The organism is Brachybacterium hainanense (assembly GCF_042434575.1).
In the GTDB taxonomy this organism is placed as follows: domain Bacteria; phylum Actinomycetota; class Actinomycetes; order Actinomycetales; family Dermabacteraceae; genus Brachybacterium; species Brachybacterium hainanense.
Genome location: NZ_JBHLSV010000028.1, coordinates 1 through 26506 on the forward strand (window position 1 = coordinate 1; position 26506 = coordinate 26506).

Annotated in this window: 18 protein-coding genes; 9 read left to right on the plus strand and 9 right to left on the minus strand. The window is 70.4% G+C overall.

Annotated features, from left to right (window positions below):
• Positions 1–110: 110 nt before the first annotated feature.
• The 3 genes from narH to ACFFF6_RS17230 are packed head-to-tail and all read right to left on the minus strand — an operon-like array spanning position 111 to position 6748.
• Positions 111–1751 (minus strand): nitrate reductase subunit beta, encoded by a 1641-nt coding sequence (gene narH, locus ACFFF6_RS17220; RefSeq protein ID WP_376982726.1) that lies wholly within the window; start codon positions 1749–1751, stop codon positions 111–113.
• 25 nt (positions 1752–1776) lie between these two features.
• Positions 1777–5505, minus strand: coding sequence for a nitrate reductase subunit alpha (locus ACFFF6_RS17225; RefSeq protein WP_376982727.1), 3729 nt, complete (start codon positions 5503–5505; stop codon positions 1777–1779).
• A gap of 13 nt (positions 5506–5518) precedes the next feature.
• A complete protein-coding gene (locus ACFFF6_RS17230; protein WP_376982728.1) occupies positions 5519–6748 on the minus strand; it encodes an MFS transporter in 1230 nt (409 codons plus the stop codon).
• A gap of 311 nt (positions 6749–7059) precedes the next feature.
• On the opposite strand from ACFFF6_RS17230, the gene rfbB reads away from it, so the two are divergent.
• Positions 7060–8061, plus strand: a complete 1002-nt coding sequence (gene rfbB, locus ACFFF6_RS17235) for a dTDP-glucose 4,6-dehydratase (protein WP_376982729.1) — start codon at positions 7060–7062, stop codon at positions 8059–8061.
• Positions 8058–9503, plus strand: a complete 1446-nt coding sequence (locus tag ACFFF6_RS17240) for a sugar nucleotide-binding protein (RefSeq protein WP_376982730.1) — start codon at positions 8058–8060, stop codon at positions 9501–9503. Before rfbB ends, ACFFF6_RS17240 begins: the two co-directional genes overlap by 4 nt.
• A 129-nt stretch (positions 9504–9632) precedes the next feature.
• Here the strand turns inward: ACFFF6_RS17240 and ACFFF6_RS17245 are convergent, their stop codons facing one another.
• Positions 9633–11618, minus strand: a complete 1986-nt coding sequence (locus ACFFF6_RS17245; protein ID WP_376982731.1) for a potassium transporter Kup — start codon at positions 11616–11618, stop codon at positions 9633–9635.
• A gap of 165 nt (positions 11619–11783) precedes the next feature.
• Between ACFFF6_RS17245 and ACFFF6_RS17250 the strand changes: the two genes are divergently transcribed.
• The 7 genes from ACFFF6_RS17250 to wecB all read left to right on the plus strand — a co-directional run bounded on the left by ACFFF6_RS17250 (position 11784) and on the right by wecB (position 19617).
• On the plus strand, positions 11784–12659 hold the full coding sequence (locus ACFFF6_RS17250) for an ABC transporter permease (RefSeq protein WP_376982732.1): 876 nt from the start codon (positions 11784–11786) through the stop codon (positions 12657–12659).
• Between the two features lie 4 nt (positions 12660–12663).
• Positions 12664–13749 carry a taurine ABC transporter substrate-binding protein gene (locus tag ACFFF6_RS17255; protein WP_376982733.1) on the plus strand — a complete coding sequence of 362 codons (1086 nt, stop codon included), beginning with the start codon at positions 12664–12666 and terminating at the stop codon, positions 13747–13749.
• Complete coding sequence (locus tag ACFFF6_RS17260; RefSeq protein ID WP_376982734.1) at positions 13746–14519, plus strand: ABC transporter ATP-binding protein; 774 nt, start codon at positions 13746–13748, stop codon at positions 14517–14519. Before ACFFF6_RS17255 ends, ACFFF6_RS17260 begins: the two co-directional genes overlap by 4 nt.
• Before the next feature lie 109 nt (positions 14520–14628).
• Positions 14629–16491 (plus strand): glycosyltransferase, encoded by a 1863-nt coding sequence (locus ACFFF6_RS17265; RefSeq protein ID WP_376982735.1) that lies wholly within the window; start codon positions 14629–14631, stop codon positions 16489–16491.
• 1 nt (position 16492) lies between these two features.
• Positions 16493–17377 carry an ABC transporter permease gene (locus ACFFF6_RS17270; protein ID WP_376982736.1) on the plus strand — a complete coding sequence of 295 codons (885 nt, stop codon included), beginning with the start codon at positions 16493–16495 and terminating at the stop codon, positions 17375–17377.
• Positions 17378–17384: 7 nt separating this feature from the next.
• Entirely contained in the window at positions 17385–18407 is a 1023-nt protein-coding gene (locus ACFFF6_RS17275; protein WP_376982737.1) for an ABC transporter ATP-binding protein, read from the plus strand.
• A gap of 37 nt (positions 18408–18444) precedes the next feature.
• Positions 18445–19617 carry a non-hydrolyzing UDP-N-acetylglucosamine 2-epimerase gene (wecB, locus tag ACFFF6_RS17280; RefSeq protein ID WP_376982738.1) on the plus strand — a complete coding sequence of 391 codons (1173 nt, stop codon included), beginning with the start codon at positions 18445–18447 and terminating at the stop codon, positions 19615–19617.
• Positions 19618–19730: 113 nt separating this feature from the next.
• Here the strand turns inward: wecB and ACFFF6_RS17285 are convergent, their stop codons facing one another.
• From ACFFF6_RS17285 to ACFFF6_RS17305, 5 genes are all read right to left on the minus strand, one after another.
• The gene (locus ACFFF6_RS17285) at positions 19731–21884 is read right to left on the minus strand and encodes a PQQ-binding-like beta-propeller repeat protein (protein WP_376982739.1); all 2154 of its coding nucleotides are present in this window, start codon (positions 21882–21884) and stop codon (positions 19731–19733) included.
• 177 nt (positions 21885–22061) lie between these two features.
• Positions 22062–23216, minus strand: coding sequence for a glycosyltransferase family protein (locus ACFFF6_RS17290; protein WP_376982740.1), 1155 nt, complete (start codon positions 23214–23216; stop codon positions 22062–22064).
• Positions 23217–23238: 22 nt separating this feature from the next.
• Positions 23239–23856, minus strand: coding sequence for a hypothetical protein (locus ACFFF6_RS17295; RefSeq protein ID WP_376982741.1), 618 nt, complete (start codon positions 23854–23856; stop codon positions 23239–23241).
• Complete coding sequence (locus ACFFF6_RS17300; protein WP_376982742.1) at positions 23853–25871, minus strand: glycosyltransferase family 2 protein; 2019 nt, start codon at positions 25869–25871, stop codon at positions 23853–23855. The genes ACFFF6_RS17295 and ACFFF6_RS17300 overlap by 4 nt, the downstream gene beginning before the upstream one ends.
• On the minus strand, positions 25868–26284 hold the full coding sequence (locus ACFFF6_RS17305; RefSeq protein ID WP_376982743.1) for a hypothetical protein: 417 nt from the start codon (positions 26282–26284) through the stop codon (positions 25868–25870). Before ACFFF6_RS17305 ends, ACFFF6_RS17300 begins: the two co-directional genes overlap by 4 nt.
• Between the last annotated feature and the right edge of the window lie 222 nt (positions 26285–26506).

Genomic DNA, 26506 nt, shown 5'->3' on the forward strand with positions numbered 1-26506 from the left:
CGCGGCCCGGGGCGGTGCAGGCGCCGCGCCGGGACCCGCGTCCGCCCCGGGCCCTGCCGCGGCGGCATCGGACCGGAGCTCCCGTCGCAGCAGGCGGGCGAGCGCACCCATCACGCACCGCCCGTCTGCGGCGTCGGGAACATCCCGGAGGGGCGGCCGCGGCCGTCCCAGTTCAGGAGGTTCACCTGCACTCCCGCGGGCGGATCGACCAGGCCGCGGCCCTCGCGGCGCTTGGCGCCGTAGCCGGGGCCCGCCATCCCCAGCGGCTCCTCCGGCAGGGACATGCCCATGCCGGGACCGCCGGGAGCGTTCAGCGGGCAGTCCGTGCCGATGCCCTCGAGATCATGGGCCGATTCGTGATGCCCCACGGGGATGACGTAGCGGTCCTCGTACTTCGCGATCGCGAGCAGCCGGTACATCTCCTGCATCTGCTCGCCGTCCATGCCGACGGCGTGGGCGATGCCCTCCCGGGCCGGCCGGCCCAGGTTGATGTCGCGCATGTAGGAGCGCATGGCCGCCATCCGGTACAGGACCCGCTCGACGGTGGGCACGTCCCCGGCGGTGAACAGGTTCGCGAGGTACTCCACGGGGATCCGCAGCGCGTCGATCGCCGCGAACAGCGTGTCCGCGTCCTCCGCGTCGCTGCCGGTGTCCTTCACGACGTCGACCACCGGCGACAACGGCGGGATGTACCAGACCATCGGCATGGTGCGGTACTCCGGGTGCAGCGGCAGCGCGAGCTCGTACTCCTTGATGAGCGCGTACGTGGGGGAGCGCTGGGCCGCGAGCAGCCAGTCGTGGGGGATGCCGGAGGCTTTCGCGCCCGCGATCACCTCCGGGTCGAAGGGGTCCAGGATCAGGTCCCGCTGGGCGCGGTAGAGGTCCTTCTCGTCCGGGGTGGAGGCCGCGCTCGTCACCCGGTCCGCGTCGTACAGGACCAGGCCGATGTACCGCAGACGCCCCACGCAGGTCTCCGCGCACACCGTCGGCTCGCCCTGCTCGATGCGGGGATAGCAGAAGGTGCACTTCTCCGCCTTGCCGGTGCGGTGGTTGAAGTAGATCTTCTTGTAGGGGCAGCCGGTGATGCACATGCGCCAGCCGCGGCAGCCGTCCTGGTCCACCAGGACGATCCCGTCCTCCTCGCGCTTGTAGATCGCCCCCGAGGGGCACGAGGCGACGCAGGTCGGGTTCAGGCAGTGCTCGCAGATGCGCGGCAGGTAGAACATGAACGTCTGGTCGAACTCGAACCGGACCTTGTCCTCGATGCCCTTCAGCATCGGGTCCTTGTCCTTGTGGAGGTAGGTGCCGCCCAGGTCGTCGTCCCAGTTCCCGGACCACTGGACCTGCACGCGCTCGCCGGTGATGAGCGACTTCGGCGGGGCGGTGGGGATGGTGGCCTGCTGGGCGGGGGCGGAGAGCAGCTGGTCGTACTCGTAGGTCCAGGGCTCGTAGTAGTCCTCGATGCCGGGCAGGCGCGGGTTGGAGAACAGCTGCAGGAGCTTGGTGATGCGCCCGCCCGCCTTGAGCTTCAGCCGTCCGTTCCTGCCGAGCTCCCAGCCCCCCTTCCACGTCTCCTGGTCCTCGTAGCCGCGGGGATATCCCTGTCCGGGCCGGGTCTCGACGTTGTTGAACCAGATGTACTCGGTCCCGGAGCGGTTGGTCCACGCCTGCTTGCAGGTGACGGAGCAGGTGTGGCAGCCGATGCACTTGTCGAGGTTCATCACCATCGACATCTGAGCCATGACGCGCATGGGTGGTCCTCCTTCGGTCCTCGCCTCAGTACTCGACGGGGGTGCGGCGCTTGCGGATGGTGGTGATCTCGTCCCGCTGGTTCCCCGTCGGGCCGTAGTAGTTGAAGGCGTACGAGAGCTGGGCGTATCCGCCGATGAGATGGGACGGCTTGATCATGATCCGGGTCAGGGAGTTGTGGATCCCGCCGCGCTTCCCGTCGTGCTCGGTGAGCGGCACGTTCACGGTGCGGTCCTGGGCGTGGTGCATGAAGGCGGTCCCGCGGGGCATGCGGTGGCTGACCACGGCGCGCGCGGCGACCACGCCGTTGCGGTTCACGGCCTCGATCCAGTCGTTGTCCTCGATGCCCACGGCCTCCGCGTCCTCGACGCTCATCCAGATGGTCTGCCCGCCGCGGGACAGGTTCATCATGAAGAAGTTCTCCATGTACATCGAGTGGATCGCCCACTTGTTGTGGGGGGTCAGGTAGCGCACCGAGATCGACGTCCCGGACTCGTCGGTGCGGGTGTCGCCCACGGGGCGCTCGCCGAACAGGGCGGTCATGTCCAGCGGCGGCCGGAACACGGGCAGCGCCTCGCCCATCTCGAGCATCCAGTCGTGGTCGAGGTAGTAGTGCTGGCGGCCCGTGAGCGTGTGCCACGGCTTCTTCCGCTCCACGTTGATGGTGAAGGGGCTGTAGCGGCGCCCGCCGGTCTCCGACCCGGACCACTCGGGGCTTGTGATCACCGGGACGGGGGCGGCCTTGGTGTCCGCGAAGTGGATGCGCTTGCCCTCGTTCTCCGCGGCCAGGTCATGCAGGTGCACGCCCGTGCGCTTCTCGAGGGTCTTGAAGCCCTCGGTGGCCATGTGCCCGTTCGTCGTCCCGGACAGCCCCAGGATGAACTCGCAGGCCTGCAGGTCGGTGACGAGCTTCGGCCGGCCCGCGGCGGGGCCGCTGCGGTGCACGCCGTTCAGGCGCCCCAGCTCGGCGACGTATTCGCGCACGTCGTAGGTCACGCCCTTGGTGGTCATGCCCTTCTCCTCGAGGAGCGGGCCGATGGAGGTGAACTTCGCGTGGATCTGCGTGTAGTCCCGCTCGACCTCGACGAAGGTCGGCATGGTCAGCCCTGGCACCGCCTCGCACTCGCCCTTCGTCCAGTCGCGCACGCGCCCGTGCGGGGTCGCCAGTGCCCCGGGGGAGTCGTGCTGCAGCGGGAAGGCGACCACGTCGGTGCGGGTCCCCAGATGGGTCCGGGCGAGCTCGGAGAACGTCTCCGCGATCGCGGACCAGGTCTCCCAGTCGGTCCGGGACTCCCACGGGTTGGAGATCGCCGGGTTGAAGGAGTGGATGAAGGGATGCATGTCCGTGGTGGACAGGTCGTGCTTCTCGTACCAGGTCGCCGCGGGCAGCACGATGTCGGAGTGCAGGGTGTGGCTGGTCATGCGGAAGTCGAGCGTGAGCAGCAGGTCGATCTTCCCGATCGGCGCCTGCTCGCGCCACACCACGTCGCGGGGCCGCAGGTGCTCCGGCGTCTCCTCCTCGCCGGCCGCGGAGTCCACGCCCAGCAGGTGGCGGAAGAAGTACTGGTCGCCCTTCGCGGAGGAGCCCAGGGTGTTGGCCCGCCAGATCGACCAGATCCGCGGGAAGTTCTCCGGGGCGTCGACGTCCTCCGCGGCGAAGCGGATCGAACCGTCCTGGAGGGAGTCCACGAGGTAGGGGATCGTCTCCTTCCCGGCGGCGGCGGCGAGGTCGGCGACGTCGAGGGAGGACACGTCGAACTGCGGGTAGAAGGGCTGCCAGCCCAGGCGCTGGGAGAGGGCGACCGCATCGGCGACCGTGGTGCCGGCGAAGGTGCCCGCGCCCGTGGTCGCGGCGAGGGTGTCCGCGCCGAAGCGGTCGTAGCGCCACTGGTCGGAGTGCATGTACCAGTAGGTGGTCTGGGTCATCTGCCGCGGCGGCCGCGACCAGTCCAGGGCGTTGGCCAGGTGCAGCCAGCCGGAGATGGGGCGCACCTTCTCCTGGCCCACGTAGTGCGCCCAGCCGCCGCCGTTGCGGCCCTGGGTGCCGCACAGGTTGGTGAGGGTGAGGAAGGAGCGGTAGATGGTGTCGGAGTGGAACCAGTGGTTGGTGCCGGCACCCATGATGATCATCGAGCGGCCGCCGGAGTCGATCGCGTTCTGGGCGAACTCGCGGGCGATCCGCGCGGCGGCCTGCCAGGGCACGCCCGTGATGCTCTCCTGCCAGGCGGGGGTGTACAGCGCCTCCGCATCGTCGAGCCCTGCCGCCCACTGCCCCGGAAGGCCCTCGCGACCCACCCCGTACTCGGCCAGCAGCAGGTCGTAGACGGTCGTGACCAGGCGCCCGTCGACGCGGCGCACCGGCACGCCGCGGGGCACGTCGCCGCGCCCGCCCTGACCGGCGGTGTCGAAGCGGGGCAGCAGCACCTCCGCCGTGCCGTCGTGGTGGCCCAGCAGGGTCAGCGCCGGATCCAGGTCGCCCAGCTCGAGGTTCCATCGGCCCTCGCCGTCGGCGGAGAAGCGGTGCCCCAGGGTGCCGCCGGGGACGGCGATCTCGCCGGTCGCCGCGTCCAGCAGGACTGGCTTGAAGTCGGCGTGCTGGGTCGCCGCCTCCTCGGGGCAGCTCCCGGGGACGTCGCTGGCGACCAGGAACTTCCCGGGCACGAGGGAGCCGTCCTCTCGCGTCTTGAGCTGCACCAGGAACGGCAGGTCGGTGTACTGGCGCGAGTAGTCGCGGAAGAACGGGGTGTCCTTCTCGACGTAGAACTCCCGCAGGATCGTGTGCCCCATCGCCATGGCGAGCGCGGCATCGGTGCCCGGGTGCGGGGCGAGCCATTCGTCGGCGAACTTGACGCTCTCGGCGTAGTCGGGGGCGACGGCGATGACCTTCTGGCCGCGGTAGCGGGCCTCCGTCATCCAGTGCGCGTCCGGGGTGCGGGTCAGCGGCACGTTGGAGCCCCACATGATGAGGTAGGCGGCGTCCCACCAGTCCCCGGACTCGGGCACGTCGGTCTGGTCGCCGAACACCTGCGGGGAGGCGGGCGGGAGGTCCGCGTACCAGTCGTAGAAGGACAGCATGGAGCCGCCGATGAGCTGGTGGAACCGGGCTCCGGAGGAGAAGGACACCTGGCTCATGGCGGGGATGGGGGAGAAGCCGGTGGCCCGGTCGGGGCCGTGCGTCTTGACCGTGTGGACGTAGGCGGCCGCGGCCATCTCGATCGCCTCGTCCCAGGAGGCGCGGACCAGGCCGCCCTTGCCGCGGGCGGACTTGTAGCGGCGCGCCTTCTCCGGGTCGGAGACGATCGCCGTCCAGGCGTCGACCGGGTCCAGGCCCCGGGCGCGCTCCTCGCGGTACATCGAGAGCAGCTGGGAGCGGACGTACGGGTAGCGAACGCGGGTGGGCGAGTAGGTGTACCAGGAGAAGGAGGCGCCGCGGGGGCATCCGCGCGGCTCGTACTCGGGCTTGTCGGGTCCCGCGGAGGGGTAGTCGGTCTGCTGCGACTCCCAGGTGATGACGCCGTCCTTGACGTACACCTTCCAGGAGCAGGAGCCGGTGCAGTTCACGCCGTGGGTGGAGCGGACCACCTTGTCGTGGCTCCAGCGCTCCCGGTAGAAGGAGTCGCCGCTGCGTCCGCCTCTCAGGTGGGTCTCGCGGTTGTCCGCGGAGATCGTCTCCGAGGGCCGGAACATGCGGCGCGCGCCGATCAGCGCGTCCATGAGCGGGGAGTCGGGCCCGGGGGCGGTGTCGTGCTCGGTCATGGCGGGCATCTCCTCAGGAGCGGGCTGCGGCGGCGGAGCCGCGGGCGGTGGAGCGGCGGGCGACGAACAGGGTCACGACGATCGCGCCGATCGTAGCGGCGAGCAGCAGCAGGACGCCGTGGGAGTAGGAACCGGTCGCGCTGTGCACGGCGGCCATGACCAGCGGCGGGACGAAGCCGCCGAGTCCGCCGGCGGCGCCGACGAAGCCGGTGACGGAGCCGACCATGGACGGCTCGCTCGTGCGGGCGACCAGGGCGAAGACCGCTCCGGAGCCCAGGCCCAGGCCCGCGGCCATGAGCAGGAAGACCAGCGTGCCGACCGGCATGAGCGCCGGCTGGGTGCTGAGCACGAGCGCGGCGAGGGCGACCGCGCCGTAGGACACGAGCAGCGTGCGCGCCGCGGTGAAGCGGTCCGAGAGCACGCCGCCCAGGGGTCGCATGATGACGGCGACGATCACGAAGCCGGCCATGCGGAAGGCGGCATCGGAGACGGCGAGGCCGTACCAGGTGTGCAGCATCGTCGGCAGGAAGACGGAGAAGGCGACGTAGCCGCCGAAGGACAGGGCGTACAGGTAGCAGGCCTGCCAGGTGATGCGCAGACGCATGACGGCCGCGGACTGGGCGACGATGCTGCGCGCGGACGGCGTCCAGGTCGGCGCGGTGGGCAGCAGGCGCCAGGAGATGATCGCGTACAGCGCGAGGGCGATCGAGGCGGCCACGAACGGGGCGGCGGAGCCGAAGCCCTCCACGAGCGGGACGGTCGTGAAGGCGCTGATCGCGGTGCCGCCCATGCCCACGCCGTAGATCCCCGTGGCCATGCCGCGGCGGGCCGGCGGGAACCATGAGTTCACATAGGGGACGCCGATCGCGAACGATGTCCCGGCGATCCCGAGGAACAGGCCGCCGATGATGAGCGAGGCGAAGGCATGCTGTCCGAAGAAACCCAGGAACAGGACCGGGACGATGGTCGCGAGGCTGAGGATCGGGAACATGACCTGGCCGCCGAAGCGGTCCGCGAGCGCGCCCACGGGGATGCGGCCCAGGGAGCCGACGAGCACGGGGATCGCGACGATGAGCGCGGCGTCGGCGGCGATGCCGCGCTCGACGAAGGTCTGCCCCAGCGGGCTGAGCAGGGACCATGCCCAGAAGTTCACGCCGAAGCCGAGGGTCGCGAGCAGCAGTGCCCGCGGGGCGAGGCGGGGGAGGGCGGTGGGCGACGGGGCGGTCGTGCGGGGTGCGGCCATGAGTCCCCCTGGGGTCTCGAGGAAGCGGAACGGTCTGACGAAGATTCTGCCGCCGTTCTCCGTCAACCTACGGGACCAAGGTCCCCCTGGCAATGCGTCCAGGCGCCATTCCGGGAAACCCTGAGGGTGCCTCGGAGAATGCGGGGAGAGATTTACGGATGGTTACCGATGCGTATTTCTCGGGGTGGGGAGGGGAGGCGGGGTGAACCCTGGGCGGAGCGGGGGTTCCGCGGCTCCCTGTCTCGTAGGATGGGCGGCGGGGGAGCGCAGGACCGTCCTCCCCCTGGGATCCAGAGACCGGGAGTTCGTCCATGAGCCGCCATCTGCTCGTCACGGGAGGGGCCGGCTTCATCGGCTCCGGCTTCGTCCACCACGTGCTCGCGCACACCGACGACACGGTGACCGTGCTCGACAAGCTCACCTACGCCGGGGACAAGACCTCTCTCGAGGGCCTGCCCGATGCGCGGCTGACCCTCGTCGAAGGGGACGTGGCCGATGCCGCGCTGGTCGAGGAGCTGGTCGGCGCGGCCGATGCCGTCGTCCACTACGCGGCCGAGTCCCACAACGACAACTCTCTGCGCGACCCCTCCCCGTTCCTCCGGACGAACCTGGTGGGCACCTTCACCCTGCTCGAGGCCGTGCGCCGGCACGGCACCCGCTACCACCACATCTCGACCGACGAGGTCTACGGCGACCTCCCCCTCGAGGATCCGGAGCGGTTCACCGAGGACACCCCCTACAACCCGTCGAGCCCGTACTCGGCCACCAAGGCCGGCAGCGACCTGCTGGTGCGCGCCTGGGTGCGGTCCTTCGGCGTGCAGGCCACGATCTCCAACTGCTCCAACAACTACGGGCCCCGCCAGCACGTCGAGAAGTTCATCCCCCGCCAGATCACGAACCTCCTGGACGGGGTGCGGCCGCGCCTGTACGGGGCGGGGACCAACGTGCGCGACTGGATCCACGAGGAGGATCACTCCAGCGCCGTGCTGCGGATCCTCGACGCCGGCCGGATCGGGGAGACCTACCTGATCGGCGCCGACGGCGAGAAGTCCAACCGCGAGGTCGTCGAGCTGATCCTGCAGCTCATGGGCCGCGACGCCGGGGACTACGACCTGGTCGCCGACCGCCCCGGGCACGACCTCCGCTACGCGATCGACTCCACCAAGCTGCGCACCGAGCTCGGCTGGGAGCCCGCCTACGCCGACTTCGAGGCCGGCCTCGCCGCGACCATCGACTGGTACCGCGAGCACGAGGGCTGGTGGCGCGGGCAGAAGGACGCGACCGAGGCCGCGTACGCGCGGAGCGGGCAGTGAGCACGGCCGGAGGGGCCCCGCGCGCGCTCGCGGTGCGCAGCACGCCCATCCCCGGGCTGCTCGTGATCGACCTGCCGGTGCACGGGGACGCGCGCGGCTGGTTCAAGGAGAACTGGCAGCGGGAGAAGATGCTCGCCGCCGGCCTCCCGGACCTGGGGCCCGTGCAGAACAACATCTCCTTCAACCAGGCCGTCGGCGTCACCCGCGGCATCCACGCGGAGCCCTGGAACAAGTACATCTCCGTGGCCACAGGCCGGGTCTTCGGCGCCTGGGTGGACCTGCGCGAGGGCGAGAGCTTCGGGACCGCGTTCTGGCACGAGATCACCCCCGAGGTCGCGATCTACGTGCCCCGCGGGGTGGGCAACGCCTTCCAGACCCTCGAGGCGCCCGCCGCGTACACGTACCTGGTCGACGACCACTGGTCCGCGGCCGCGCAGGCGCAGTACACCTTCCTGAACCTCGCCGACGAGACCGCCGCCGTCCCGTGGCCCATCCCGCTCGCGCAGGCGGAGCTGTCCGCGAAGGACCTCGCGCATCCGCGGCTCGCGGACGTGGTGCCGGTCCCGCCGCGGCGCACCCTGGTGGTGGGCGGGACCGGGCAGCTGGGCCGGGCGCTCGCCGAGCGCTGGTCCGGGAGGGCCGATGTCGACGTGGTGGGCCGGGCGCAGCTGGACGTGGCCGATCCCACCTCCGTCGCGGCCTTCGACTTCGCACCCTACGGGGTGATCGTCAACGCCGCCGCGCACACCGCGGTGGACGCCTCCGAGGGGCCGCAGGGCCGCGCCGCCGCCTGGGCGACGAACGTCGCCGGGGTGGGTCGCCTGGTCGAGGCCGCGCGGAAGCACCGTGCCCGGCTCGTGCACGTCTCGAGCGACTACGTCTACGACGGCGCCGCCGCCGTGCACCGCGAGGACGAGCCGGTCGCGCCGCTGGGCGTGTACGGGCAGACGAAGGCCGCGGGCGATGCGCTGGTCGCGACCCTGCCGGGGCACCTGATCCTCCGCACCAGCTGGGTCGTGGGGCAGGGCGCGAACTTCGTGCGCACCATGGCCGCCCTCGCCGGAAAGGGCGTGGATCCCTCCGTGGTCGAGGACCAGGTGGGGCGCCTGACCTTCGCCGACGACCTCGCCGCCGCGATCGAGCACCTGCTGGGGGCCGAGGGCGCCGAGGGGATCTACCACGTCTCCTCCGGCGGGGAGCCGCTGAGCTGGGCCGGGATCGCGCGCGAGGTCTTCGCCGCGATGGGCCACGACCCCGCGCGCGTCACCCCCGTGGCGACCGCGGACTACTACGCCGTCCAGGGGCGGGCCGAGGGGGACGGGACGATCGCCCCCCGACCCCGCTCCTCCGTCCTGGATCTGGGACGGCTCGAGGCCACCGGCTTCACCCCTCGCGATCAGCTCGAGGCGCTGCGCGCGTATCTCGCATCCCCCGGCATCTGACCGGATCCGCGCGCCGCGCCGCATCCGCCGCGTTCCGTTCCCGGATCGCGCCTCCGCCGGTACGGAGCTCGGCGCATGCGCCGGGGGACGGCGGGCGGGGGTGACCGGCGCCCCCGGTCCGTCCGCCGGCTAGAGCACCGCCTCAGCTCCCATGACGATCGTGCGCTCCGGCGGCAGGTGGAAGACCTGGGTGCGGTTCGCCGAGCCCTTCTCGAGCGCGCGGAACAGGGACTTCTGCCAGCGTGGCATGCAGCGGTCCGCCCCCGGCTCGATCCGGAACACCGACAGGACGTAGACGGCGCGTCCCGGGTCGATCCGCAGCTCCGGATGCTGCGCGGCCGCCTCGGCGAGGGCGCGCGGCACGTCCTGCGAGTCATGGAAGCCGGTCAGACAGGTGACCAGGACGATCCCGTCCACGGGGGTGCCCAGGCGTTCGACGCGGATCCTGTCCTCCGCCCGGACGCGGGGGACGCCCAGATGCTCCATCGTCAGGATGACGACGTTCTCGTGCAGGACGTGGTTCATCGCCACGCCGGTGCGCAGCGCGAGCGGAACCGTGGCCGCATCGCCGTGCGGGTAGACGGCGAGGCCCGGTACGCGCGGCACCCGGCGCGCAGGACCCTCGACGAAGGCGGAGATCGGCCCCTCCATCTCGTGCCGGCGCCCGAACATGATCCGGGAGCCGCGCTTCCAGGTGAGCATGATCGTGGTCAGCACGCCGGCGATCACCAGGGGCAGCCAGCCGCCGGCGGGGATCTTCACGATGTTCGCGGCCAGCAGCACCAGCTCGATCCCGCCGACCACCACCGCCATCGTCACCACCTGCCACAGCGGCCATCGGCGGATCCGGCGGGCGTACAGCAGGAACAGGGCCAGGACCAGGATGATCGTCGCCGTGACGGCGAGACCGTAGGCGGCGGCCAGGCGCTCCGAGGAGCGGAACACGACCACGAGGGCGAGCACGCCCACGAACAGGATCCGGTTGATGACCGGGACGTAGATCTGCCCGCCGTGCTCGGTCGAGGTCTGGGTGACCTTCAGCCTCGGCAGCAGCGAGAGCCGGGTCGCCTGCCGGGACACGGAGAAGGCGCCGGAGATCACGGCCTGCGAGGCGATCACCGTCGCCGTCGCCGCGAGAGCCACGAGGGGCAGGCGCAGCGCATCGGGCACCAGGGAGAAGAAGGGGTTCACGACCGTGGCCGGATCCGCGAGGATCAGCGCCCCCTGCCCGAAGTAGTTGATGAGCAGGCACGGCAGCACCAGGGCCGCCCAGGCCAGGGCGATGGGACGCCGACCGAAGTGTCCCATGTCCGCATACAGCGCCTCCGCGCCCGTGATCGTGAGGACCACGGCGCCGATCGCGATGAAGGCGACCACCGGCCGGTCGATCATGAACGCGAGCGCATAGGTGGGGGAGACCGCCCGCAGGATCGACAGGTTCCCGAGCACGTGCGGCAGCCCCATCGCGGCGAGCGACAGGAACCAGATCACCATGATCGGCCCGAAGGCGCCGCCGATCCGAGCGGTGCCCCAGCGCTGGACCGCGAACAGGACCGTCAGCACGATCAGCGCGCCGGGCAGGATCACGCCGTTGGGGACGGCCCGGGCGACCTCGATGCCCTCGAAGGCCGATAGCACCGAGATGGCGGGGGTGATCAGCGAGTCGCCGTAGAACAGCGATGCGCCCACGACCGCGAGCACCAGCGCGACCTTCGCCTCCCGCCGTCCCACCCCCGGGCCCAGCTTGCGCAGCACGAGCGCGGCGAGCGCCAGGATGCCGCCCTCGCCCTGGTTGCTGGCCCGCATGATCAGGCCGATGTAGGTGACCGTCACGATCGTGACCAGGCACCACAGCACCATCGACACGACGCCCAGCACATCGCCCTCGGTCGGGGCGACCGCATTGTGGTGCGAGCTGAACACCGTCTGCAGCGCGTACAGCGGGCTCGTGCCGATATCGCCGAAGACGACGCCGAGAGCGCCCGTCATGAGCAGGACGAGGGGCTCGCGGCGACGCGGCTTCCCGTCCGGCCCGAGCCGGTCATGGCTGTGGGAATGCGCGGGGTCGGCGGGGCCGTCCGATGCGGAGGGGGCAGACGTGCTTTCGATGGACACGAGGCGGGATCATGCCACTGATCCGGCGGAGCGCAAGAGGAGGGTCGCGGGGTGGTCGACGGCCGCTCGGGGTCTCGGGGAGGAGGGTTTCTGGCGGGTCGGCGGGGGGCATGGGGTAGGTTCGACCACGTTTGGCATGGACGACGAGCGACCCGAGGTACTCACGTGAGCGGACAAGACACGACGGTCGATACGTCGCAGGAGGTCGCCGCGACAGCGCGGCGGGGACGGCTGCGGCGGGTCCTGCGCGCCCGAGTGCTGCAGGTCGGGACGCTTCTGGCGGTGCTGCTGCTGTGGTGGGGGATCACCGCGCTGCGCCTGGTGGATCCGCTCTACCTCCCCAGCCCGCTGGCCGTGATCCGTGCCTTCGTCGACGCGAACCGATGTCTCGTCGTGGACGAGGCGACGGGGCGCACGGTGTGCGGCGTCCAGAACTACTACCTCTGGGAGCATCTGCTCGCCTCTCTGCAGCGGATCGGGCTCGGGGTCGCGCTGGCCGTGGTGTCCGGCGTCGTGCTCGGCTTCGTGATGAGCATGTGGGAGCCGATCAACACCGCCGTGGCCCCGTACCTGAACTTCCTGCGCGCGCTCCCGCCGCTGGGCTACATCGGCCTGATCATCGTGTGGGTCGGGATCGGTGACACGTCGAAGTACCTGCTGCTGTTCCTGGCCGCCTTCCCGCCGATCGTGATCGCCACGATCGAGGGTGTCCGCGGGGTGAAGGAGGACCAGATCCTGGCGGCGCGGTCGATGGGAGCAGGGAAGCTCGACGTGGTCCGCCTCGTGGTGCTGCCGGCCTCTCTCGCCCCCATCCTGTCCGGGGTGCGGCTCGCCGTCGGCTTCGCCTGGACGACGGTCGTCGCGGCAGAGCTGAACAACGGCATCCCGGGCATCGGCGGGCTCGCCTACATCTCCGGCACGCAGCTGGAGACGGCTCTCACGATCGCATGCATCATCGTGATCGGCCCGGTCGCCGTCGCCCTGGACAGCTGCATCCGGATCGTCGGCGACCGTCTCGTCCCCTGGCATGGAAAGGTCTGATCCGATGAGCATGACGAGGACGAAGGCCGGAATGCGCGCGGCCGTGGCCGCCACCTGCCTGCTGGTGGCCCTCGGCGGCTGCGTCCAGTCCGGTCGCACGAGCCATCCCGACAACTTCAACGGCGAGGTCGCCTGCCCTGTCGACCCGGATCCGTCGATCACCACGAGCGCCCGGATCGGCTGGCAGGCGATCCCCAACGGCGACCTCGTCGTGAAGGATCTCGAGCTGCTCGAGGCCTGCATGCCCAATGCGGACATCAGCTGGCAGAAGATGAACTCCGGCGGAGATGTGATCCAGGCCTTCGGCTCCGATTCGCTGGACATCTCCCTGGTCGGCTCGAGCCCAGCCGTGAAGGCCGCCTCCCCGCCGATCAGCAAGGACCTTCGCGTCCTGTGGATCGCCGATGAGATCGGCGAGGCGGAGACCCTGGTGGCCAAGGACCCGGCCGTCGAGACGTTGGCGGACCTGACGGGGAAGACGATCGCGGTGCCCTTCGGATCGACCGCGCACTACTCGCTGCTGACGCTTCTGGGCGAGGAGGGGCTCACCGAGGACGTGCGGGTCATCAACCTCGCTCCCGATGCGATCCTCGCCGCCTGGCAGCGGGGAGAGATCGACGCCGCCTGGATCTGGGAGCCGACCCTCGCCGAGCTGCTGGTCGACGGCCATCCCATCACCTCCAACGCGGACTCCGCGGAGGCCGGCGCCCCTACCTTCGACCTCGTCGCGGGAACGCAGTCCTTCATCGACGAGAACCCCGACTTCCTCCGGATGTGGACGGTCGTGCAGGCCGAAGGCGCTCGCCTGCTGAACGAGGAGCCCGAGACCGCAGCGACCTCGATCTCCGTCCAGCTGGGGGTCGACAAGGACGCCGCGCTCGGTCTGCTCGAGGGCTATCGCTACCCGACGCTCGAGGAGCAGGCGGGCGAGGAGTACTTCGGCACCGCCGCGCAGCCGGGGCGGCTGGGGGCGTCGCTCGCCGCGACGGCCGAGTTCCTCGAGGCGCAGGGGGAGATCGACGGGCTCGCCGAGGAGCCCGTCTACACCGGCATGCCGTATCCCGATGCGATCGAGGAGGTGGCCCGATGAGTGAGCCGATGATCCGCCTGGAGGGCGTGTCCCAGCGCTACCTCACCGAGCGAGGCGATGTCGTCCATGCCCTCGAGGAGACCGACCTCGAGATCCCGCACGGACAGTTCGTCTGCGTCGTGGGTCCCTCCGGCTGCGGCAAGACGACGCTGCTGAAGATCATCGCCGGCTTCCTGCGGCCCACCGGCGGCTCGGCCAGCTGCGACGGCGAGCCGATCACCGACCCCGGGGCCGAGCGCGGCGTCGTCTTCCAGCAGCCGAACCTGTACCCCTGGATGACCGTGCGCGGCAATGTCGCCCTCGGCATGCGGATCCGCGGCGTTCCCAAGGCCGAGCGCCTCGCCCGGGCGCAGGAGCATCTCGAGCTCGTGGGTCTCGGCGAGTTCGGCGCGAAGCGGCCCTACGAGCTCTCCGGCGGCATGCAGCAGCGCGCGCAGATCGCGCGCGTGCTCGCCAACGACGCGCCCGTGATCCTCATGGACGAGCCCTTCGGCGCCCTCGACGCGATCACCCGGGCCCGCCTCCAGGCGGATCTGCTCACCATCCAGCGTGCACGGAACCGGACAGTCTTCTTCATCACCCATGACGTGGACGAGGCCGTCTTCCTGGGCGACCGCGTCCTGGTCATGAGCTCCCGCCCCGGCCGCGTCGTCCTCGACCAGGAGGTGACGCTCTCAGCGCAGGCCGGTCACCAGCTGGGCGAGGAGATGCGGCGCACCCCGGAGTTCGTCGAGCTGCGGGAGACGATCGCCGGAGCGATCGAGCATTGAGCGCGGTCGGTGGAGGTCGGCGGAGCCGGTCGTCGGGTCGCCCAGCGCGCTCCCGGAGGTTCCTCACATGACGTCCAGGGTCGGCCCGAGGGCGGGTATTCTCGGCGCTGTGACTCCTGATCTCCTTCCGGGAGCGCTGCACTCGAACCGACGCCGGCGCGTCGGCGAGCTCATCCGCAACGGCCGTCTCCTCCTCGAGGCCGCGACCCAGCACGCGATCGACGATCCCACGTTGCTCCTGCTCCAGGCGAGCAGACGGCTGCCAATGGGGCCGCGTCTGCTGGCCGGGCGGGCGCTCGAGCGTATCGCCCCCGTCTCGCCTGGCCTGTCGGCGCTCGGCTCGCTCATGATCGGGCGCACGGACCGGGCGGAGGAGGTCCTCGTCCCGGCTCTGACGCGTCGGCCCTCCCGGCTCGCCGGCGAGGTCGCGATTCAGCTGGGGCGGCCCGACCTGCTGGGCGCGAGCAGCCCGGCTCCCACCCGAGCACGGGCGGCCTTCGCTCAGGGGGACGTCGACGGTGCCATCGGGATACTCGAGAACGCAGGTCGCGGGGAATCCCGGTACGCGCGCCGACTGCGCAGCGAAAGGGACCTGCTCACGCACCGGTACAGGGTCTCCGTGCCCGGTGAAGCTCCGGCGGCCCGGACAGTGCCACCGCCGCGCCCCGACGAGCCGCTGCGGGTCCTGCACCTGCTCACCAACTCCCTCCCGCATACCCAGTCGGGATATTCGTTGCGCACGCACCGGATCCTGCTGGCGATGCGGGATGCCGGTATCGAGTCCGTGGCCCTGACCCGGACCGGCTATCCGGTCATGGTCGGGCTGCCGCTCGCCGCGGACGAGGATCTGGTCGACGGCATCCGCTACGTCCGGACGCTGCCCCCGAGGCTCCCGCAGACGCAGGAGGAACGGGTGCAGGCGGAGATCGCCCGGGCCCTCGAGCTCGTCGCCGAGTTCCGCCCGCATGTGCTGCACACGACCACGAACTATCTGAACGCCCATGTCGCCCGCACCGTCTCCGAGGTCACAGGGATCCCATGGATCTTCGAGGTGCGCGGGCTCATGGAGGAGACATGGGTCGCCTCCCAGCGCACCGAGCGGGCACGGGAGACAGCCGCCGCGTCCCAGAAGCACGCCCTGATCGTCGCCGCGGAGACGGAGCTCGCGCGGGAGGCGGACGGACTCGTGACGCTGTCCGCGACCATGGCCGACGCGCTCTGCGCACGCGGCATCGATCGGGATCGGATCGTGCTGGTCCCGAACGCGGTGGACCAGGGCCTCCTCCAGGACGGGATGAGTCCGGCGCAGGCCCGCGAGGAGATCGGCCTGGTGGACATCCCCGGCTTCGGCGCCGACGCGATGCTGGTCGGCGCGGTGAGCGCGCTCGTCGACTACGAGGGCTTCGACGTGCTGATGCGCGCGGTAGCCCTGGTCGTGAGGGATCCCGCGACGCCGGCGGAGGTGAGGGATCGGATCCGCATGGTCCTCGCCGGCGACGGGGTCTCGCGGCCCGGTCTGCTCGAGCTCGCCGATGAGCTGGGGATCGCCGATCGCGTGCTCCTGCCCGGTCGCGTTCCGCGGGACCATGCTCGACGCTGGGTCGAGGCGCTCGACGTCGTCGTCGTGCCTCGCCTGGATGTCGCCGTGGCGCGTGCCGTGACCCCGCAGAAGCCCGTCGAGGCGATGGCGCTCGGGCGGCCGCTGATCGTGTCCGATCTGCCGGCGCTGCGGGAGACGGTGAGGGACGGGACCGGTTCCCTGGCGGGTGAGCTCGTCGGCGCCGGGGACCCTGTACAGCTCGCGCAGACGCTCGTCCGGCTCCTCGCCGATCCGGGGCGGAGAGCCGCGCTGGGGCGTCAGGGCAGGGAATCGGCATCGAGGCGGTCCTGGCCCACGTTGGTGGGTCGGTACGACGCCGTCTATCGTGCGGTAGCGACCGTGGACATGGAGGAGACGACCAGTGGCGAGTGAGGTGAAGAGCACTCCGGAGGTGAAGCGCGCCCTCGAGGCGAAAGGCCTCGACCCGAGCGGGCTTTCCCGGATCGGTGTGCGACCGTCCCTGATCGAATACGTGCTGCAGCTGTGGCAGCGGCGCCACTTCATCTGGTACGACGCGCATCACCGTGCGTCGACCCAGAACTCGCGCATGCGGCTCGGGAACGTCTGGCTGATCCTTCGTCCCTTGATCGATGCGTCGTTCTACTTCGTGATCTTCGGGCTGGTCCTGAAGACAGGAGGTGACGTCGAGAACTACCCGGCCTTCCTGGTGATCGGCATCCTGCTGTACCGTTCGACCGCGACATCGATCTCGTCCGGGGCGGGAGTTCTCCGCAACAACAAGGCGATGATCAGGGCCTTCACGTTCCCCCGTGCGTCCATTCCGATCGCTGCCGTGATCCAGGCGGCCATGACGGCGATCTTCACGATGGGTGTCATGTGCGCCGTAATCATGGCTCTCCCTCCGTTCGTGCTGCCGCATCTGACCTGGCTCCTCATGATCCCGATCTTTGTGCTGCAGACGCTCTTCAACCTGGGCATCATGTTCATCACGGCGCGCATCGGGTTCCATGTCCCGGACATGGCCAACGTTCTCGGCGTGGTGAGCCGTTTCCTCATGTACGCGTCCGGCGTCATGTTCCCTATCGCGCAGTTCATCCATCACCCGACGGCGATGGCGGTCGTGGAGGCGAACCCTCTGTTCCAGATCATCGATATGGCGAGGACTGCGCTCATCGACGGCCGGGTGCCGGACCTGTCGTCGTGGCTCATCGTCTGCGCATGGACCGCAGCGGTCCTCATCGGAGGATTCATCTTCTTCTGGCGAGCGGAGGAGAGCTATGGCCGTGAGCTCGGCTGAGGACCCCATGAGCGAATCCCCGATCCCGCTGCCGGACGACGCCGAGGAGCGCCCGGACACCCTGTGGGTCGCTCCCGAGGAGTCGCCGCTGACCGTCGTCGCGCATCGAGTGCGGATGCGCTACAAGGCTCCGCGGACCGATCGCGCGCCTCGAAAGGGACTGCTGGGCAGGTTGGCGCCTCGGCGGTCCATGGTCTCCGTCTCCGCGGTCCGCGGCGTCGACCTCACGGTGCGTGAGGGGGAGTTCGTCGGGATCATCGGACGGAACGGGTCGGGGAAGTCGACGCTGCTGCGCATGCTCGCCGGCGTCGAGCCGCCGACCTCCGGGTCGATCTACACGAGCGCCCGTCCCCAGCTGCTGGGAGTGAGCGCCGCGCTCATGAGCGACCTGACCGGGGCGGAGAACATCAAGCTCGGCTTCCTCGCCCTCGGCATGTCGCCGGATCAGGCGGAGGCTCTGCTCCCCGGAGCCGCAGAACTCTCCGCGCTCGGCGACGCGGTGGATCTGCCCATGCGCACGTACTCGTCGGGGATGTCGGCCCGGCTCAAGTTCGCGATCTCCGTCATGGCCGAGCCCAAGATCCTCATGATCGATGAGGCGCTCTCGACAGGCGACGCGACCTTCTCCAAGCGCTCCGCCGCCAAGATGGACGAGCTGCTCAGCAACGCGGGCACCGTGTTCATGGTGAACCATGCCCCGAGGACGATCGAGAACGTCTGCTCCCGCGTGATCTGGATGGAGCGGGGTCGCGTGGTCCTGGACGGCGACACCAAGGAGATCTCCGCGCTCTATCGCTCCTTCACCTATCGGATGGCCCGCGATCGAGAGCAGGAGGCGATGGCGATCCTCCGCGAGGCGACCATCGCCGGAGAGTCGCAGCGCGCCTCTGCTGTGCTCACCCTTCCCGAGGACGACATCCCTCTGCGGAAGGACAACGTCCCGGAGCTCGAGCCCGACCCCTTCACAGCGATCTTCGACCGCGAGATGCACGCCCAGCGCTTCCCCGGAACGATCCAGCCCAACGATTGACTCCCTTTCCCCACCTGCGAGACCAAGCGAGGACCCCATGACACTGCGCATCATGACCATCTACGGCACCCGCCCCGAGGCGATCAAGGTCGCCCCCATCATCAAGGCGATCGAGGAGGCTGAGGACCTTGAGTCGATCACCGTCGTGACCGGGCAGCACCGGGAGATGCTCGACCAGGTCAACGAGATGTTCGGGATCGTCCCCGACCATGACCTCGACATCATGAGCGCCGGGCAGACCCTCAACGGGATCGTCGCCAAGGTCGTCACCGGCGTGGACGAGGTCCTGGAGCAGGAGAAGCCCGACGCCGTGATCGTCCAGGGCGACACCTCGACGGTGATGGGGGCGGCTGTCGCCTCGTTCAACCGCCAGATCCCGGTGATCCATCTCGAGGCCGGTCTGCGCTCGGGGGACATCAACTCCCCGTTCCCCGAGGAGGCGAACCGCAAGCTCACGAGCCAGATCGCGGCACTGCACCTCGCCCCGACCTCGACGAGCCGGGCGAACCTGACCCGTGAGGACATCTCCGAGAACGACATCGTCGTGACCGGCAACAGCGTGATCGACACCCTCCTCTTCGCGAACGAGAACTTCGACGTCACCTTCGACGACGAGCGGCTCGAGGCGCTGCGGACGGCGAAGGCGGCGGGCGATGCGGGCCGGGTCCTCCTGGTCACCGCGCATCGCCGGGAGAACCTCGGCGCGGCCATGCAGGACATCGGCGGGGCGGTCGCCGATCTCGCACGGGCTTACCCGGACCTCACCGTCGTCTTCCCGATCCACAAGAATCCGAAGGTCCGCGAGGCGATCCGCCCGGCGGTCGAGGGCCTGGACAACGTCGTGCTCATCGAGCCGCTGTCCTATGCCCAGTTCACCCGGGCTCTCAGCATCTCCGACATCGTCCTGACCGACTCGGGCGGCGTCCAGGAGGAGGCCCCCAGCCTGGGCAAGCCGGTCCTGGTGATGCGCGAGAACACGGAGCGCCCGGAAGCGGTGGTCGCCGGCACCGTCAAGCTCATCGGCACGCAGCGCAAGCGCCTGGTCGACGAGGTGTCGCTGCTGCTGGACTCCGCGGAGGCCTACGACGGCATGGCCAACGCGGTGAACCCCTACGGGGACGGCGGGGCGGCCCAGCGGACCGTCGCCGCGATCCGGTGGAAGTTCACCGGGGGCGAGCGCCCCGCGGACTTCGGCGGTCAGGGCTCCTGATCCTTCGGCGCAGGAGATCGACGGCGCGTCCGGCGGCTGCGCCCGCCGGACGCTGATCTCCAGAGGCTTCCGTCCTCGCGTCGGCGAGGATCATCCTTCGATGCACCTGCCGGTCAGCCGGGCTCCGAGGGTGCAGGGGCCGTGGCGATCTCCACCACGTCGGTGCCCTGCGAGATGGCGAAGACGCGCCCCTGCGGGGACGCCGCGAGGCGGGAGCCGAACGCTGCGCGTCCGCCGGCATCGGCGACGCGCGAGGCGGTCCCCGCCCGGAAGTCCACGATGGTGATCGTCCCCGCAGCGGCGTGCACGACCCGATCGCCGGCGACCACGAGGTCGGCCGATGCCCAGCCGGGACGCTGCGAGGAGTTCGGGACGTCCGTGAGCGTGTGACGCACCTCGAGGCGGCCGTTGCGCGGATCGATCACGGCGATGCCCTCGAGATCCGCGACGAGCAGCCAGCCTCCGAGGAACGTGGGCGCGTAGAGAGCTCCCGCTCCCGGGACGGGCGCCGTCTGCCAGATCTTCCGCTGGGTCGCGACGTCGATCATGAAGAGCTGCGCGAGCCCGTCCGTGTCCGGCAGCCCGGAGCCGTTGCGGACCGATGTGGACCCGTACACGTACTCCTCGTCCGCGGTGAGCCCGATGATCGAGTGGCCGCCGATGAAACCGGCGCCGTCCCCGTCGAGCACCCACGTCGGTGTTCCGGTCTCGACGTCGATCGCGGCGAGGACCCCTCCCGAGAGCCCGTAGTCGGGCACCGTTCCCACGAACAGGGAGCGCGAGTTGACCGCCATCCCGTAGGGACGGGACTGACGGTACTTCTTGCTCAGCCGCACCAGCTGCGAGTAGCTGGAGGGATCGTCCCGGGACGTGCTCTCCCAGCGGATGACGTCCGCCCAGCTGTACGTCCCGAGGAAGGAGACGCGCTCGTCGAACTGCACCATCTGCTCGACCTGATGGATCGAGGCATCTGCCGCCGGGGAGCTCCAGCGCTGGTCCGTGTCGGGCGAGATGCCGGCGAGCCCGGTCCCCATGAATCCGCCGACGTAGACGTTGCCGTCGGAATGGGCGAGCAGGCTCTGGACCCGGAACCGACCGGGCTCCAGCCGCACGGATCGAGCGGGGGCGGTGCTCCGCGAGGCCAGCGAGAAGGCACTCGCGGTGTAACCCTCTCGAGTGATGGACACCAGATGCAGATCGGTGCCGAGCAGACAGGCGGAGGACACATCCTCGAGGTCGAGCTCCCCGAGCGGGACGGAGGCTGCCGAGGTGTTCATGGAGAGCACGCCGTCGGCGATCGTGTAGTAGACGTCGCTCCGAGCGATCGCGGAGGACGGCGTCCGGATCCAGGTGGACGCCGTGAACCGCCGATCCCAGCTGAGCGTCGGGATGTCGAGCTCGAGCACGTCCGGGTGAGCGTCGGTCGTGACCAGCACCTTGCTGGCTCCGGCGCGGACGGCGGAGATGAATCCGTTCTCCATCGGTTCCGGCAGGGGGATCTCGGTGCGGTCCTCGGGGGAGGTGCGCAGGAAGGTGAACAGGCGTGGGTTCTGGGACCCGGTCCCCACCCAGATGCGGCCGCGCAGGTCCATGCTCAGCCGTCGGACGTACTGCGTATCCGGGGCGACACGGGAATGCACCTGGAACTTCGAGGTGGAGGGATCGTAGGTGAAGACCGCGCCGAGCGGGAAGGTCCCGCCCCAGACGAGCCCCGCGGGATCGACGAGCAGCTCGTAGAGAGCACTCGCGCCGGGGACCTGGCCGAGGTCGACGACGACTGTCGGCTGCGCGGAGCGCCAGGCCCAGAGCCGACCGGACGCCGAGTGGTAGAGCGTCTTCCGCTGCGCATCCCAGGCCATGGAGAGGATCTCTCCGCGGTGCTCCGGAGGGAGCTCGAGCACGTGCTCGGGGGCGGGACGCGAGGACGTCGTGATCTGGATCTGGTTCGTGGGGCCGATGACCGTCGCGACGATCCACGGTTCCCCGGCGGGGCCGAGCCCTTCCAGGGGAAGGACGTCCCGGATCTTCAGAGCGGGAAACGCGCCTGCATACTCGTGCAGCACCTCGAGGGTCCCGGTGCTCGGCGGCGGCGCGACGAGCAGGCGGCGATCACGCACGGACCAGCCGTCACCGGGAGCAGGGCCCTCAGGCGGCGGGGCCGGGTTCTCGGGGGACGAGGGATCTCTCTCGCGGCCGATGACGAACGCCCCCGCGGCGACTCCGCCTGCGGCGACCCCCGCTGCTGTCAGCAGGGTGCGTCGGGACACGGAACGTCGGGGCGTCGAGGGCTCATCGGGCATGGACGGTCTCACCCCCACAGGACTCGGCGCGGCTGCTCGACGTCCGAGCGTATCGTCCCGGCCGCGCGAGGCCGGTCGCTCGCGCGGACCTGTGCCGAGCGTCTCTCTCAGGAGGCGCGGCGCCTCCTGATCGGCCGCACCCCCTCAGCGGTCCTCCTCGATCGCGCTGCGCAGCATCCGCGAGATCCCGTCGACGTCTCCCACATGGGCCTTCCATCGTGCCGGCATGAGGTCCAGCGGGCTGCCGGGAATCGTGATCGCCATGGTCGGGGCGCTGCTGCCCGCGTAGTCCGAGTACTTCGACGGGAGGAACGGGGAGGGGACGCCGAACGGCGACGTCGCGATGTCGTTGACCAGGAGCGCATCGTAGGAGCCGGAGGCGGCGAGGAAGCGCCGGAAGGGGAGCGGGGAGCGGTGCCGGACGACCCCGCTCAGCCCCAGCTTCCCCGCGGAGGCCATCAGGGTCCGCGTGTCCGAGGCGTAGACGTCCAAGCGGAGACGATCCCGGGCGGGCGTCGGCAGCAGGCTGACGGCCTCGAGGAGCTCTCCTCCTCCGCGGTTGGGATAGAAGGTCCCGAAGTATCCGATGCGGAACTCGTCCGATGCGCGTGCGGCCGATGGGCCTGCGTCGTCGCCGTAGTACTGCGGGGGCAGGGTGGGGTGCGGGGCGATCACCGACCGCGGGAGGACCGCCTCCTGCAGCCAGGTGGGGGCATCCTCGAGCATGACGGCGCGCTGCTGCTCGTTGGTGAAGACGAGCTCGTCGGCGAGGAGGAACGGCACGAACTGCGCCCATTCGAGGACGGTGCGGCGCTCGAGGAGGAACCGTTGGGCACGAGCGCCCACGGAGGCCAGCACGCGCGCTTCGTCGATGTATCCCGCGATCGACGGGGACGGCCTGCGGCCTCCGTCGACGTGCCACAGCATCGGGTCCGAGAACTCCGCCGTCCAGCGGGCGGCCAGATGGTCGATCTTCACGCGCGCCGCGAGGAAATGGGAGTGCGGCCACATGGACCGCGAATAGACGCTCCGGTATGGCCTCGTCTGCCGGTGCGCGAGCGCGCGGATCCCGGCCGTGACGAAGGGGGCGACGCTCGCCTGGGCCGCGAACTTGATCGGCACGGTCAGCGAATGGTGCTGGCGGACGTACGGGGCGACGAGCTCGGCCAGGGACCGATCCCGGGTGCGGACCCGTGAGAGGTCCGCGGCGACGACGTCGACGGGCCGGGCCGACTCGAGGACCCTCTTGGCGACGGTGACGGCGCTGCCGTCGACGAACGGCGGGAAATTGAACGCCACGACGAGGCGGTCGGCCGACTCCTCAGGCACTGCGGAGCCCCAGCGCGACGCATTCGACCAGGCGGGCCGCGGCGCGGAACTGTTCGGGTGCGGAGGCTGCGAACTCCGGGTCCACGATCTCGGTGATGGACAGCGACTCCGCCAGGAGGACGGCGACCCCGAGTCGCATCGAGAACGCGGACGTGGCATCGGGAGCATGCGCGATGAGAGTTCCCGCGTTGGTGGCTACGTGGACCTCCTGCTCCTGGACCATCCCGCCCTCGGTCGACGGGACGAGCCGCAGCAGGACCTCCCGCTCGGAGGACGGGGAGCCGCTCAGCAGCAGGCGGCGCGTACCGCGCGGCAGCGGAAGACCGCCGATCCGCACGGGGCCCGCGGACGCCCAGATGCGCTGCGACTGGAACCATTCGACGATCCGCTGCTCCGTGAGCGCGGAGAACGGCGCCGGATGCTCGCTCCGTCCCGCGACCCACGGGGAGAAGATGAGGGACAGGGCGACGGCATCGCGATCGGGGCTTCCGGATGCGAGAGGCCAGAAGAGGCGGAGACGGTCGAGCGGGGGGTGGCCGTCGAAGTCGGTGCGCGACGCGAGCAGCTCGGTCCAGGAGCCGCCGTCCGCAGCGGACGTGGTGAACCTCATCGGGTCTCCTCCTCGGGCGCGGTGGCCGGTGACGTCTCGATGATGCAGATCCGCAGCGTGGCGGGGAGGTCGGCGACCAGCTGGAGTGCCGCTGCGACGTCGCCGTCGTCGAACCGGGCCAGCAGCCAGTCCTCTCGGCCGGACTCGGTCTCGACCGTGCGGTCGAGGACGACGGTCGTGGCGGGTCGGAGCGTCAGCGCGTGATGGGTCTCGGAGGCATCCTGTCCGGTGTGCTCGATCGCGGCCCACGCGCTCGGGCGCCCCGGAGTGCCGTAGACGTCCTCGGCATGTCGGACGAGCAGAGCGGCGTCCACAGGGTCGTTGCGTGACGCGCCCGCCTCTTGCGCCGAGAGGATCCTCACCGCTGCCCCGAGGGAGCGGTATCGGCGGGCCTGGAGCGCTGCCTCGAGCCCGTCCATGCCGGTCCAGAGCAGATGCCGCATGAGGACGTCGCCATCCCGGGTCGTGATCTGTCGGGAGCGCCAGTGCGGATCATCCCGCTCGGGCATCTGCTCGGGGCTGAGGTCGAGGGCGCGGGGCACGTCGATGCTGACGGAGACGGCGGTGCCGTCGACGATCGCGCGGGCCATGACCCCGAGCGGAAGGATCCCGCCGCTCGGGACCTCGGGGGGAGCCAGACCCGCTCTCGCGAGCGCGAGGACCGCATCGCGTGCCTGATCATCCGCGACGATGGACTCGAGCTCCTCCTCCGCCAGCGTCGTCGAGGTCAGGCAGCCGGCGTGAGGAAGCACCTGCCAGCCGGCGCCGGTGGCAGCGACCTGTCGGACCGTCGCGGGCCAGTGCTCCGACGCGGCAGGTGCCGGGTCCTTCAGGAGAGAGGTGCGCACGACGGTGGCGTGCGCGGCGGGCGCGTCCGCGGACCGGCTCGAGAAGGGCGTGAGAGGGGTGCGGTCCTCGTCGAGCAGCCTGGTCGCCACGAGGTCGCTGATCAGACCCGTTCCCGGCGTCCAGGCGGCGAGGAGCTGCTCGAGCCGGGAGGCGGCCCAGATGTCCCCGGGACGGGCGATGGTGGTGAAGGTCCCGTCCAGCGGCCCGTCGGCTCGGGACGAGGGACGGATCCGGAGGTCGTCGACCGGGACCGCGAGCGTATCGGGGACGATGACCTCGATGTCCTGGACCGTCTGCGCGAGGATCGAGGCCAGGGTCGCCCGGGTCTGCTCCGATGTCGCACCGCGGGGCTCCGGACCGCCGAGCAGGATGCTCACGAGCGGCCGGATCGGATCGGGGAGGTACTGCGGTGCGACCCGGTTGCGGGCGAACGTGCTGTCCTCGCTGTGGATCCGCCGGTTCTCCGCGATGGCGGCCGTGGCCGCGGGGGAGCGGCGAGCGCTCGCGCTGCTGGACGGATGCCAGATGTGATACATGGCCAGGCCCGGCTCGTCGAGCCAGTCGATCCTCGCCCCGTAGGCCTGGGCGCGCTTGCCGAAGTCGATGTCCTCACCGCCGTAGGTGTGCATGCGCTCGTCCCAGCCGCGCAGGCGCTCCCAGAGCTCGCGGCGGACGCCGACGAGCCCGCCCATTCCCCAGCGGGGGCGGATCTGGCCGATGGATTCGAAGAGCTCCCAGTCGAAGCCCTCGCGGCGGACGACCTCGTGCGAGTAGCCAGTGGGGAGATCCCGGCACTGGAGGATGACGATCTCCTGGGGATGTCGGTCCAGCTGCTCCACCACCCGGGACAGTGCCCCGGGGGTGAACAGCATGTCGGCGTCGGTTGCCAGGATCAGCTCGCCCGCGGCGGCGCGGACGCCCGCATTCAGCGCCCGGGACCGCGACCATTCCCCTTTGGTCTCGACGACCACGTGGCGTGCGTCGATGCGGGTCGCGGACTCGGAGATCGCGTCCGTGTCCGCGCTCCCGTAGTCAGAGATGACGACTTCGTGGGGGACGCCCGCCAGGGAGTCGTGGATCGACCGGACGGACAGCTCCAGTCTCTCCAGTCCCCAGTCCTTGAAGCCGATGACGACGGACACCTGCGGGGAGGTCGTGGTGATCATGCTGCTGCGCCCTCCGTGGTGGGCAGGACGTTCCAGGTCCGGGAGTCGACGGGGGAGCTGTCGGAGGGTGCGACAGCGAGGGCACGGATACCGGGGATGCTCGGTGCGCTCTTCAGCCAGGCGATGACCTCGATCCGGATCTCGGCGACGTACGCATCCGAGGTCCAGGTCCGGAGCCGGATCGTGCTCTGGGGCTCGTCGAGCGGGCCGTACTGGAAGTATCCGGTGAAGTGATCGGAGTAGACCCATCGACGCGAGGTCGGGGGCACCTCGACGCCGTCTGCGTCGAGCGCGAGGGCGGTCACGACGAAGGAGCGCGGATCCGCCTCGCCGTCGAGGGCGATGATGCAGTCGAAGGCCTTCGTAGGGCTCTCGGGCAGCCAGGTGAAAGTACGCCGTTCTCCGGGCTTCATGCTCGCATCACTTCCATCGGTCGGGCGGGAGGCAGAGGCGGGGCGGTCCGAGGAGGACCTGTGCCCCTGTCGCATGTGACGGGGTATTCGCCCGAGGAGAGGAGGGGATTCGGGTCCCCCGGCGACTGTCCAGATCATACCGGCGCGGTGCCCCGGGAACGGGCATGCCTGTGGGCACCGCGACGTCTCCCCGGGAGCGGGACGCTGGTGGGGGAGGGCGGT

Excerpts from the sequence above, each read along its gene's own strand:
- ACFFF6_RS17255 (WP_376982733.1), top strand. The coding sequence starts at position 12,664 with ATGAGCATGACGAGGACGAAGGCCGGAATGCGCGCGGCCGTGGCCGCC.
- ACFFF6_RS17305 (WP_376982743.1), bottom strand. The coding sequence starts at position 26,284 with ATGAAGCCCGGAGAACGGCGTACTTTCACCTGGCTGCCCGAGAGCCCT.
- ACFFF6_RS17295 (WP_376982741.1), bottom strand. The coding sequence starts at position 23,856 with ATGAGGTTCACCACGTCCGCTGCGGACGGCGGCTCCTGGACCGAGCTG.
- ACFFF6_RS17300 (WP_376982742.1), bottom strand. The coding sequence starts at position 25,871 with ATGATCACCACGACCTCCCCGCAGGTGTCCGTCGTCATCGGCTTCAAG.
- ACFFF6_RS17260 (WP_376982734.1), top strand. The coding sequence starts at position 13,746 with ATGAGTGAGCCGATGATCCGCCTGGAGGGCGTGTCCCAGCGCTACCTC.
- ACFFF6_RS17230 (WP_376982728.1), bottom strand. The coding sequence starts at position 6,748 with ATGGCCGCACCCCGCACGACCGCCCCGTCGCCCACCGCCCTCCCCCGC.
- narH (WP_376982726.1), bottom strand. The coding sequence starts at position 1,751 with ATGCGCGTCATGGCTCAGATGTCGATGGTGATGAACCTCGACAAGTGC.
- wecB (WP_376982738.1), top strand. The coding sequence starts at position 18,445 with ATGACACTGCGCATCATGACCATCTACGGCACCCGCCCCGAGGCGATC.
- rfbB (WP_376982729.1), top strand. The coding sequence starts at position 7,060 with ATGAGCCGCCATCTGCTCGTCACGGGAGGGGCCGGCTTCATCGGCTCC.
- ACFFF6_RS17275 (WP_376982737.1), top strand. The coding sequence starts at position 17,385 with ATGAGCGAATCCCCGATCCCGCTGCCGGACGACGCCGAGGAGCGCCCG.
- ACFFF6_RS17225 (WP_376982727.1), bottom strand. The coding sequence starts at position 5,505 with ATGACCGAGCACGACACCGCCCCCGGGCCCGACTCCCCGCTCATGGAC.